At 71.7% G+C, this 11,247-nt stretch carries 9 protein-coding genes; 3 read left to right on the plus strand and 6 right to left on the minus strand.

What is annotated here, in order from left to right; translation table 11 throughout:
• Positions 1 to 32: 32 nt before the first annotated feature.
• The 4 genes from QUG98_RS16475 to dut form a co-directional block, all read right to left on the minus strand.
• Complete coding sequence (locus QUG98_RS16475) at positions 33 to 2,870, minus strand: aconitate hydratase (RefSeq protein WP_289471574.1); 2,838 nt, start codon at positions 2,868 to 2,870, stop codon at positions 33 to 35.
• A 128-nt stretch (positions 2,871 to 2,998) separates the two neighbouring features.
• Positions 2,999 to 3,790, minus strand: coding sequence for a DUF3159 domain-containing protein (locus QUG98_RS16480; RefSeq protein ID WP_289471575.1), 792 nt, complete (start codon positions 3,788 to 3,790; stop codon positions 2,999 to 3,001).
• A gap of 60 nt (positions 3,791 to 3,850) precedes the next feature.
• Positions 3,851 to 4,573 (minus strand): DUF3710 domain-containing protein, encoded by a 723-nt coding sequence (locus QUG98_RS16485; RefSeq protein WP_289471576.1) that lies wholly within the window; start codon positions 4,571 to 4,573, stop codon positions 3,851 to 3,853.
• Positions 4,570 to 5,061, minus strand: a complete 492-nt coding sequence (dut, locus tag QUG98_RS16490; RefSeq protein ID WP_289471577.1) for a dUTP diphosphatase — start codon at positions 5,059 to 5,061, stop codon at positions 4,570 to 4,572. Before dut ends, QUG98_RS16485 begins: the two co-directional genes overlap by 4 nt.
• A gap of 77 nt (positions 5,062 to 5,138) precedes the next feature.
• On the opposite strand from dut, the gene QUG98_RS16495 reads away from it, so the two are divergent.
• The gene (locus tag QUG98_RS16495; RefSeq protein WP_289471578.1) at positions 5,139 to 5,570 is read left to right on the plus strand and encodes a DUF3093 domain-containing protein; all 432 of its coding nucleotides are present in this window, start codon (positions 5,139 to 5,141) and stop codon (positions 5,568 to 5,570) included.
• Between the two features lie 282 nt (positions 5,571 to 5,852).
• Here QUG98_RS16495 and QUG98_RS16500 read toward each other — a convergent pair whose 3' ends face one another.
• The gene (locus tag QUG98_RS16500) at positions 5,853 to 6,152 is read right to left on the minus strand and encodes a DUF4193 domain-containing protein (RefSeq protein WP_289471579.1); all 300 of its coding nucleotides are present in this window, start codon (positions 6,150 to 6,152) and stop codon (positions 5,853 to 5,855) included.
• 251 nt (positions 6,153 to 6,403) lie between these two features.
• On the opposite strand from QUG98_RS16500, the gene sepH reads away from it, so the two are divergent.
• Entirely contained in the window at positions 6,404 to 7,417 is a 1,014-nt protein-coding gene (sepH, locus tag QUG98_RS16505; RefSeq protein WP_289471580.1) for a septation protein SepH, read from the plus strand.
• 99 nt (positions 7,418 to 7,516) lie between these two features.
• On the opposite strand, the gene QUG98_RS16510 is transcribed toward sepH, so the two are convergent.
• Entirely contained in the window at positions 7,517 to 8,683 is a 1,167-nt protein-coding gene (locus QUG98_RS16510; protein ID WP_289471581.1) for an alkaline phosphatase family protein, read from the minus strand.
• Between the two features lie 25 nt (positions 8,684 to 8,708).
• On the opposite strand from QUG98_RS16510, the gene QUG98_RS16515 reads away from it, so the two are divergent.
• Positions 8,709 to 11,195, plus strand: a complete 2,487-nt coding sequence (locus QUG98_RS16515) for a DNA gyrase/topoisomerase IV subunit A (protein ID WP_289471582.1) — start codon at positions 8,709 to 8,711, stop codon at positions 11,193 to 11,195.
• Positions 11,196 to 11,247 lie beyond the last annotated feature (52 nt).

Raw genomic sequence — 11,247 nt, forward strand, 5'->3', positions numbered from 1 at the left:
GGAACCGCCTGGGTTGCGTTTCGCGGGACGGCTCAGACGAGCGAACGGAGCACGTACTGCAGGATGCCGCCGTTGCGGTAGTAGTCGGCCTCTCCGGGGGTGTCGATGCGGACGACCGCGTCGAACTCGACGGTCTGCTTGCCGGCCGGCGAGTGCTCGCTCGGCTCCGCCGTGACGTGCACGGTCTTCGGCGTGCGACCCTCGTTCAGCTCGGTCAGCCCGGAGATCGAGACGACCTCGGTGCCGTCGAGGCCGAGCGACTCGACCGTCTCGCCCGCCGGGAACTGCAGCGGGACGACGCCCATGCCGATGAGGTTCGAGCGGTGGATGCGCTCGAAGCTCTCGGTGATGACCGCCTTGACGCCGAGCAGGTTCGTGCCCTTCGCCGCCCAGTCGCGCGACGAGCCGGAGCCGTACTCCTTGCCACCGAAGATGACGAGCGGGATGCCCTGCTCCTGGTAGTGCTGCGACGCGTCGTAGATGAACGACTGCTCGCCGTCGGGCGTGGTGAAGTCACGGGTGTACCCGCCCTCCACGCCGTCCAGGAGCTGGTTCCGCAGGCGGATGTTCGCGAACGTACCGCGGATCATCACCTCGTGGTTGCCGCGGCGCGAGCCGTAGGAGTTGAAGTCCTTCCGGTCGACGCCGTGCTCGTCGAGGTAGCGACCGGCCGGGCTGTCGGCCTTGATCGAACCGGCCGGCGAGATGTGGTCGGTCGTGACGGAGTCGCCGAGCTTCGCGAGCACGCGGGCGCCGGAGATGTCCGAGACCGCGTCGGGCTGCATCGTCATGCCCTCGAAGTACGGGGGCTTCCGGACGTAGGTCGACTCCTGGTCCCACTCGAACGTGTCGCCCGTCGGGGTCGGCAGGTTCTTCCAGCGGTCGTCGCCCTCGAACACGGAGCCGTACTCGTGGGTGAACATCTCGGTGTCGATCGACGAGTCGATGACGTCCTGCACCTCGGCCGCGTCGGGCCAGATGTCCTGCAGGTAGACGTCCTTGCCGTCCTGGTCGGTGCCGAGTGCGTCCTTGTCGAAGTCGAAGTGCATCGACCCGGCGAGGGCGTAGGCGATGACCAGCGGCGGGGACGCCAGGTAGTTCATCTTCACGTCGGGGTTGATGCGGCCCTCGAAGTTGCGGTTGCCGGAGAGCACCGCGGTGACGGCGAGGTCGTTGTCCTGCACGGCCTGCGAGATCTCCTCGGGCAGCGGGCCCGAGTTGCCGATGCAGGTGGTGCAGCCGTAGCCGACCGTGTAGAAGCCGAGGTCCTCGAGGGAGCTCGTGAGCCCGGCCTTCTCGTAGTAGTCGGTGACGACCTTCGAGCCCGGCGCGAGGGTGGTCTTCACCCACGGCTTGGCCTTGAGGCCCTTCTTCGCGGCGTTGCGGGCCAGGATGCCGGCGGCCATCATCACCGAGGGGTTCGACGTGTTCGTGCACGAGGTGATCGCGGCGATCGCGACGGCACCGTGGTCGATGGTGAAGGTGTCACCGTCGGCGACGGACACCGACGTCGGCTTCGAGACCGTGCCGGGTGCGCTCGAGGCGTGCACCGGGACCTCGGACGCCGGGGCGTCCTGCAGGTCGTCGACGGCGTGCTCGTCACCGGGCGCGGCGGCGACCGGGTCGGACGCCGGGAAGGTGTCCGCGACGGCCTTGTCCTCGTGGGTGTGGTCGATGCTCGCGTAGTTGGCGAGGTCGACCTCGAACTGGTCCTTGGCCTTCGACAGCTCGATGCGGTCCTGCGGGCGCTTCGGGCCGGAGATCGAGGGGACGACCGTCGACAGGTCGAGCTCCATGTACTCGGAGTACGCGGGCTCCACCGACGGGTCGTGCCACAGGCCCTGGGCCTTCGAGTAGGCCTCGACCAGGGCGATCTGGTCCTCGGACCGGCCGGTCAGGCGCAGGTAGTCGAGCGTGACGGCGTCGACCGGGAAGATCGCGGCGGTCGACCCGAACTCCGGCGACATGTTGCCGATCGTGGCGCGGTTCGCGAGCGGGACCTCGGAGACGCCCTCGCCGTAGAACTCGACGAACTTGCCGACGACGCCGTGCTTGCGGAGCTCCTGCGTGATGGTGAGCACCACGTCGGTCGCGGTGACGCCGGCCGGGATCGAGCCGGAGAGCTTGAAGCCGACGACCTTCGGGATGAGCATCGACACCGGCTGGCCGAGCATCGCTGCCTCGGCCTCGATGCCGCCGACGCCCCAGCCGAGCACGCCGAGGCCGTTCACCATCGTGGTGTGCGAGTCGGTGCCGACGAGGGTGTCCGGGTACGCGTAGAGCTCGCCGTCGAACTCGCGCGTGTACGTGACCTTGGCCAGGTACTCGATGTTCACCTGGTGCACGATGCCGGTCCCCGGCGGGACGACCTTGAAGTCCTCGAACGCGGTCTGGCCCCAGCGGAGGAACTGGTAGCGCTCCCCGTTGCGCTCGTACTCCAGGTCCGTGTTGCGCTGGAGGGCGTCCTCGCGGCCGAACAGGTCGGCGACGACGGAGTGGTCGATGACCATCTCGGCCGGCGAGAGCGGGTTGATCTTGTTCGGGTCGCCGCCGATCTGCGCCATCGCCTCGCGCATGGTGGCGAGGTCGACGATGCACGGGACGCCCGTGAAGTCCTGCATGACCACGCGGGCCGGCGAGAACTGGATCTCGGTGTCCGGCTCGGCCTCGGGCTTCCACGAGCCGAGCGCGCGGATCTGGTCCTCGGTGACGTTCGCGCCGTCCTCGGTGCGGAGCAGGTTCTCGAGCAGCACCTTCAGGCTGTACGGGAGCTTCTCGTGCCCCGGCACCGAGTCGATCCGGTGGAACGCGTAGTCGACACCCCCAACCGAGAGCGTGTCCTTCGAGCCGAAGCTGTTGACTGCAGCCACTGTGCCGCCTCCCTACTGATCGGTGTGCCCTCATCATCGCGGGCGTCGGAACGTCCCACCAGCAAGGCAAACCTAATCCCGACGGTGCGGGCGCGCCCCCGGGAAACTGTCTCGATGTCGAGACAACTCTACACCGCGGCGGTGTCCTCCCGGCGAACGAACACCGTGCGGACGAGCAGCCACGTGACCCAGAGCACGGCGGCGTAGAGCGGCACCCCGAGCACGAGCTTGACCGCGGCGAGGAGCTCGACCTGCGCGGTCAGGTAGAGCGGCACCTCGACGGCGAGCCGGACCGCGAAGAGCCCGACCCAGATCCAGGTGGCGACGGTGAGCACGCGGCGCTTGGCCGCGTCCGCCCGCCAGTCGACGTGGGATCCGTCCTCGTTCGGCGGGAGCAGGAAGCCCACCACCACGCCGATCAGCGGCCAACGGATCGCCAGGGTGACGAGCAGACCCACGAGCCACACCGAGTTGATGACGATGCCCGGGATGAAGTTGGTCTCGGCCCGACCGGTGAACAGCGCCAGGGCAGCCGAGACCACCACGCCCGCGATCCCGGCGAAGGACATCACGAGCGACTGCCGCTGCGCCAGACGGACCACGACGAAGACGAGCCCCACGAGCACCGGGATCACGACACTCGGCACGAGCTCCTTCGTGACCGCGTAGACGACGAGGAACGCGAACCCGGGCAGCACCGACTCGGCGAGCCCGCGCACGCCACCGACCGCGCCGAGCAGGGCGCGGCCGGAGGGCGCCTCACCGGGCGCGACCCGAGCGATGCCGGCGTTCTGCACCGCGGCGCGGAACTGCGCCGAGAACGACGGCGCAGCGTCGTCCGGCGTGCCGGCGCTCGGAGCCGGGACGGCGTGCTCGCCGCGCGTGTCCGCGGGACGGGGGGTCTCGTCGTGGTCCGGCACCGTGCCTCCAGGCCGTGTCGTCGGTGTCTCGCGTCGCGAGCGGTCGTCGGGAGCCGGTCGTCAGACCGCGGTCTGCGTGGACTTCGGCATGTGCAGCGGGATGAGGTCGCGCGGCGGCATCGGCGTGGTACCGCGCACCACGACGACGGAGCGGAAGAGCTCCTCGATCTCGGCGGCGTCGTCCGGGCTCTCGGCGGCCTTGCCGGCGATCACGCCGCGCAGGAACCAGCGGGGACCGTCGACACCGACGAAGCGTGCGGCGCGGGCGCCGTCGGTCGCGCCGGAGCCGTCGACGACGACCGGCACGAGGGCACGGAGCTCGGGGCCGAAGGGGCCGTCGACCTCCTCCACGCGGCCGCCCTGGCGCTCGATCTGGTCGGCGATCTGCGCGCGGATCTCGTGCCAGAGCCCCGTCGAGCGGGGCGCGGCGAAGGGCTGCACCTGGAGCGTGGACTCGTCGTAGTCGAGCCCGACGGCGACGACGCGCTGCGAGCCCTCCTCGACCTCGAGGCGGAGGTGCAGGCCCTCGCGCGGGAGCACCTTCACACCGCCCAGGTCGACGTACGGGCGCACGAGGTTCGCCTCGGTCTCGTCGTGCGGACCGTTCTCGGCGCGGTCCTCCGGAGCGGACTTGTCGGTCGGGGCGACCGCGTCCACCTCGTCGAGGTCGGCGTCGGCGTCGGTCGCGATGTCGACCTCCGGCGTCGTCCCTGCGACCACGGCGTCGTCGGCGACGGCCTCCGCCACCTCGACCTCGTCCCGCTTGCGTCGACCGAACTTCATGCGCTCGTTCCTTCCTGCGTGTGCGCGGCGCCGGACAGGGCACCGCTGCGCTGGTCACCGTAGCCCGACGAGCCGAAGCCGCCCGCACCGCGGACGCTCTCCGGCAGCTCGTCGACCCGGGTGAACGTGACCCGCGGCACCGGCATGACGATCACCTGCGCGATGCGGTCACCGACGTGCACCTCGTACGGCTCGGCCGCGTCGGTGTTGAGCAGTGCGACCTTGACCTCGCCGCGGTAGCCGGAGTCGACCGTCCCGGGGGCGTTCACGATCGTGATGCCGTGCTTCGCCGCCAGCCCGCTCCGGGGCACGACGAAGGCGACGAACCCGTCCGGCAGCGCGATGCGGAGTCCGGTGCCGACGAGGCGGCGCTCCCCCGGCTGCAGCACGAAGGCCTCGGTCGAGACGAGGTCGGCTCCGGCGTCTCCGGGGTGGGCGTGGACGGGGGCGTTCGCCCCGGTCCAGAGCACGTCGACTGGTTCGGTCACGAGACGAGGGTAGTGCACGAGCCCGGTCGTTCCGTGACCGTTCCGTGACCTGCCCCGAGTCGTGGTGGGATGGAGGGGTGACCGTGTACCGCGAACGACTCTGGGCTCCGCCCGCCCTCTACCTGGCGACGGCGCTCGTCATCCCCGCGAGCCTGCTCGTGTTCCTGCCGATCAGCGTCCTGGCCGGCGTCCTCGTGGCGATCGGCATGTACCTCGGGATCGTCGTGCTGCTCTGGGCGCTCGCCCCGACGATCGAGGTCACCGACACCGAGTTCCGCGCCGGCCGCGCGCACCTGCCGCGGACGCTCGTGGGCGAGGTCGCCGCGTACGAGGGCCCCGCGGCGACGACGCAGCGTGGTCCGGCGCTCGACGCCCGCGCGTGGACGCTGTTCCGCGGGTACGTGCGCGGCGTCGTGCGGGTCGAGGTCGCGGACCCGGCGGACCCGACGCCGTACTGGCTCGTCAGTGCGCGCAACCCGCAGGCGGTCGTCGACGCCCTGCGTTCCTGACGCGGGGCCGGTCGGGCGCGCTCGGTCCGGCCGGCCGGGAGGCACAGCTCCCTCCCGCCCCGCCCGACCGGCCCGCCAGTCGGGCGCGTTCGAGCCCATCACGCCCGCGATGGGAAGCTGATCCGCCCGTAGGGGGCGAGAACTTCCGGCCTCCCACGCGCGGAACGACCTCCCACGCGCGGAACGGTCTCCTACGCGCGGAACGGCTCCCGACCCGCACCCCCGCACGCGGAACGGCCCGCCACCCACGAGGGGTGACGGGCCGTCCGACGAGCAGCGTGCCTAGAGCGCCGTGCACTCCGCGCACACGGGGCCGAGCTTCGACTCGTGGTCGAGCTGCGAGCGGTGCTTCACGAGGAAGCACTCGACGCAGGTGAACTCGTCGACCTGCGGCGGCAGCACGACGACGTCGAGGTCGACGTCGCTGAGGTCCTGTCCGGCGAGCTCGAAGCTGCCGGGGTTGTCGGAATCATCGTCGACGACCCCCGACATCTTGTCGGGCACGCGCTCCTTGAGGGCCTCGATCGACTCCGAGTCAGAGGAGTCGTCGGTCTTCCTGGGGGCGTCGTAATCGGTGGCCATGCCCATCCGTTTCTCGTGTCGAGAGGTCGTCGCCGGTGATCGGCGGCGACAGTTTGCACCACGACCCGCGAGAGCGCAAACCGAACGCCGTGCGGGATCGTCAGGCCGTGCAACCCGGTGCCGGACCCGGACATTCCCGGGGTGTGGGAGTGCGCGGCACGCCCGTGCGCCTCCGCGGGATCGGACGCCCGCGGCTGCATACTCCTGCAAGGTACGAGCACGACCGTACGCAACGCTCGGGAGGCGCAACCATGCAAGACGTGAGAGTCATCGGAGTCGAGTCCGGGGCACTCCTGCTCGCGACCGACGGCGGCACCGAGTTCCGGTTGCCGGTCACCGCGTCGCTGTCGAGCCAGGTCCGCCAGGCCAACCCCGACGCCGGCCCGCAGAAGCGCGTGTCACCGAAGGACGTCCAGGCGCGCATCCGCGGTGGTGCGGACGCGGCCGACGTCGCTGCAGCGCTCGACGTCGACGTCGAGTACGTCCGCCGGTTCGAGGGCCCCGTGCTGGCCGAGCGGGCATTCGTCCTCGACGCCGCCCGCCGCGTGCCCGTGACGCCGACCGACGCCGAGGCCCCCGACACGTTCGGCGAGGCCATCGAGGCCAAGCTCGAGTCCGGCGACGCCACCGCCGTCGAGTGGGCCTCGTGGAAGAACGCCGAGCAGGGCTGGCAGGTGCGCGTCCGCTACACCGCGTCCGAGGTCGAGCACGACGCGCAGTGGCTGTTCGACCCGAAGACGTCCACGCTCACCCCGGACAACGGCGACGCGCACCGCCTGTCGCACACCGATGACGAGGGCATCGCCCCGCGCCTGCGCGCGGTGGAGAACGACCACCACGACGCCGACGGCACCCGCTTCGACTCCGGCGCCTTCCGCGTCGAGCAGACCGAGGACGCACCGGCACCCGAGGCGCAGGAGCGCCCGCTCCGCGCACCGCTCCCCCGCATCGGCGCCGCGCCGGTCGAGGAACGGTCGCCCGGCAACGAGACCGCGGACCTGCTCGAGGCACTCCGCCGTCGTCGCGGTGAGCGCGAGGCCGCGTCCTTCACCGAGCAGCAGGACGCGCCGCGCGGCACCTCGATCAGCGTCGTGGACGTGCCGCTGCAGGGCTGGGACTCGCCGGCCTCCGCCCCCGAGCGCGACGACCGTCCGGCATCGGCGCCCGAGACCGACGGCCGCTCGGAGCGCAAGAAGCGCAATCGCCGGTCGATGCCGAGTTGGGACGAGATCGTGTTCGGCACCCGCCCGGAGGACCCCGCCTGATCCCCTGGCCACCCTCCGGTCCGTCCGGACGGGAGGCCCGGTGCAGCCCCGCCACGCCTGTCGCGTCGCGGGGCTGTCGCCGTTCTCCCCCGGCTCGGCTCAGCTCGCGAAGGCCCCCGCCAGGCGCAGCGGCACGAAGACCTCGTCGTCCGTCATCGCGCCGTGCTGGCCGATCATCCGCTTCGGCTCCTTCCGCGGGTCGGCCTCGCGGTCGTCGTTGAACGCCCACGAACCCCGCGCCACGACGACGACGTCACCGATGCGCGGGAGCACCCGGTCGTCGACCGCGCCGAACCACCCGGCGGCCACGGCTTCGTCACGGCTGACGACGTACGCCTTCTTGCCGTAGCGGGTGCGCCAGGCCTCGACCAGCGCCGGCACGTCGGTGCCCGGGCGGACGGCCAGCTGGCGGCAGCGGGGGTCCCCGGCGATGCCCACGACGTCGACCAGGAGTGCCGGGTCGATCGCGATGTTCGCCTCGGCCGGCACGTCGAGCACGCCGTGGTCGGCCGTCACGAGGATGCCCACGTCGGGAGCACACCGGGCCGCGAGCCGGGCGAGCTCGCCGTCGAGTGACTCGAGCGCCACGGTCCAGCGGTCCGACTCCCACCCGCGCTTGTGCCCGATCGAGTCGAGTTCCGGCACGTAGAGGTAGACGAGCGAGCGTCCGGACGCAGTCGCTGCCAGCGCGGCGTCGACCCGCTGCGCGATGCTGTCCGCGGCGGCGTACCGCGCTCCGCCGAGCACGTTCGCGGTCATCCCCGAGGACTCGTAACGGGCCGGGCCGACGACCACGGGGTCGATGCCGAGCGCGGTGGCCTCGGTGAAGACGGTCTCGGTGAGCAGCCAGCCCGCGGGGACCTCGGCGTCCCACCCGGAGAGCAGGTTGACGACCCGCTCGCCGTCGGGGTCCCAGCCGCTGTAGCCGACCACGCCGTGCGTGCCCGGTGACCGGCCGGTCGTCAGGGTGCTCAGCGCCGCCGCGGTCGTCGTCGGGAACCCGCTGCGCAGCCGCTTGACGCTGCCGCCGCCGGTGGCGGCGGTGAGCCAACGGGCGTGTCCAGCGCGCGCCGACAGCGCGGCGGAGCCCAGGCCGTCGACCAGGACGACGACGACGGAGCGGGCGGGTCGGAGGGTGATCCGCGCCTCCCGGCCGGTGGTGCGCAACCACGTGTCGTCCGCGGCGCCGAGCGCGACGAGGCAACTCGGGAGCACGTCGGCGAGGTTCGCGGTGGTGTCTGGGGCGCTCGGTACGCTGGGGGGCACCCCACGATCCTCCCAGAAAGGTCCCATGGCACGCACGGAAGCAGTCGGCCTGCCCGACGGTGAGCGCATCGAGGACGTCGACGTCTCCGAGGAGATGCAGGGCTCGTTCCTCGAGTACGCGTACTCCGTCATCTACTCGCGGGCCCTGCCGGACGCGCGCGACGGTCTCAAGCCGGTGCAGCGACGCATCCTGTACCAGATGGCCGAGATGGGACTGCGGCCGGACCGGGGGCACGTGAAGAGCGCCCGCGTCACCGGCGAGGTCATGGGCAAGCTGCACCCGCACGGCGACGGGGCGATCTACGACGCCCTCGTGCGGATGGCGCAGCCGTTCACCATGCGCGTGCCGCTGGTCGACGGGCACGGCAACTTCGGGTCGCTCGACGACGGACCCGCGGCCGCGCGGTACACCGAAGCGCGCCTGGCCGAGCCGTCGATGGCGATGACCGAGGGCCTCGGCGAGGACGTCGTCGACTTCGTCCCGAACTACGACAACCAGATCATGCAGCCGGGCGTGCTGCCTGCGGCGTTCCCGAACCTGCTCGTGAACGGCGCGTCCGGCATCGCGGTCGGCATGGCGACGAACATGGCGCCGCACAACCTGGGCGAGGTCGTCGAGGCCGCCAAGCACCTGCTCCTGAACCCGACAGCGACGCTCGAGGAACTGATGGAGTTCGTGCCGGGCCCGGACCTGCCGTCGGGCGGCACGATCGTCGGGCTCTCCGGGGTGCGCGACGCCTACGCCACCGGACGCGGCTCGTTCCGCACCCGGGCGAAGGTGAGCGTCGAGAACCTCACGCCGCGCAAGGTCGGCCTCGTCGTCACCGAGCTGCCCTACCTGGTCGGCCCCGAGCGCGTGATCGAGAAGATCAAGGACGGGGTGCAGGCGAAGAAACTCGTCGGCATCTCGGACGTCAACGACCTGACCGACCGGAACCACGGGCTGCGGCTCGTCATCGGCATCAAGTCCGGCTTCAACCCGACGGCCGTGCTCGAGCAGCTGTACAAGCACACCCCGCTCGAGGACGGCTTCGGCATCAACAACGTCGCGCTCGTCAACGGATCGCCGCGGACCCTCGGGCTGCGCGAGCTGCTCGACGTGTACGTGCAGCACCGCATCGACGTGGTGACCCGCCGGTCCGAGTACCGCCTGGCACGGCGGCGAGAGCGGCTGCACCTGGTCGAGGGCCTGCTCATCGCGATCCTCGACATCGACGAGGTCATCGAGGTCATCCGCTCGTCGGACGACTCCGAGGCCGCACGATCGCGCCTGCAGACCGTGTTCGACCTGTCCGAGGTGCAGGCCGAGTACATCCTCGAGCTGCGACTGCGGCGCCTGACGAAGTTCTCCCGCCTCGAGCTCGAGGGCGAGCGCGACCAGCTGCTCGCGGACATCGCCGCGCTCGAGGAACTGCTGGCCTCCGACGCCCGACTCCGTGCCCAGGTGGCACAGGAGCTCACCGAGGTCTCCGACCGCTTCGCCACCCCGCGTCGCACCCTGCTCACCGAGGCCGATGCCCCGGTGCGCGGTGGCCGCAAGGCTGCGGTCGACCCCGAGTCGCTGCAGATCGCCGATGCCCCGTGCCGCGTGCTGCTCTCGACCACCGGACGACTCGTGCGGGTGGACGTCCCCGACACCGACCTGGGGATCGTGCGCGTGCCGAAGCGGTCGAAGCACGACGCGGTCCGTTCGACCGTCCTCTCGACCGTCCGCGGACAGGTCGGGGCGCTGACCTCGACCGGGCGGGTCCTGCGGTTCTCCCCGGTCGACGTCCCCGCGGTGCCGCCGGCGTCCGTCCGGCTCGACGCCGGTGTCCGGGTGTCCGACTACCTCGGGATCGCCCGGACCGAGACCGTCGTCGCGCTCGTCGACCTGTCGGCCGGGGCGACGGACTCGCTCGCGATCGGCACCGCGCAGGGCATCGTGAAGCGCGTCGCGACGGGTGCCTGGCCGGACAAGGACGAGTTCGTCGCGATCGGGCTCAAGCCGAAGGACACCGTCGTCGGTGCCGCGCAGGCGCCGGAGTCGGACGACCTCGTGTTCATCACGTCGAACGCGCAGCTGCTGCGGTTCCCGGCGTCGGGTGTCCGGCCTCAAGGACTGCCCGCAGGTGGCGTCGCGGGTGTCTCCCTGGCCTCGGGCGCGTCGGTGATCTGGTTCGGGTCCGTCGCCCGCTCCGACGACGCGGTGGTGGCCACGGTGTCGACGGCCTCGGGGGCGCTGCCCGGCACGGACCCCGGACGGGCGAAGGTGTCGGCGTTCTCGGAGTTCCCAGCGAAGGGTCGGGCGACCCAGGGTGTGCGGGCGCACGCGTTCCTGAAGGGCGAGGACGGCCTGACCGTGGCGTGGGCCGGCATCGCGCCGCCGCACGCCGTCGGCGCCGACGGCGCTGCTCGGACCCTGCCCGACTGGCTGTCGAAGCGTGACGGGTCGGGTGCGCCGCTCGAGGCCGTGATCGGCTCGATCGGTGGCAGCGCCGCGGCGCTGGACGGTACCGCCGGCGAGGCGTAGGCGCGCGCCGCGGCCCGCGCGGGCCGCGGCCCGCGCGGGCCGCGGCCCGCGC

This window comes from Curtobacterium subtropicum (genome assembly GCF_030362975.1).
Classification (GTDB): domain Bacteria; phylum Actinomycetota; class Actinomycetes; order Actinomycetales; family Microbacteriaceae; genus Curtobacterium; species Curtobacterium subtropicum.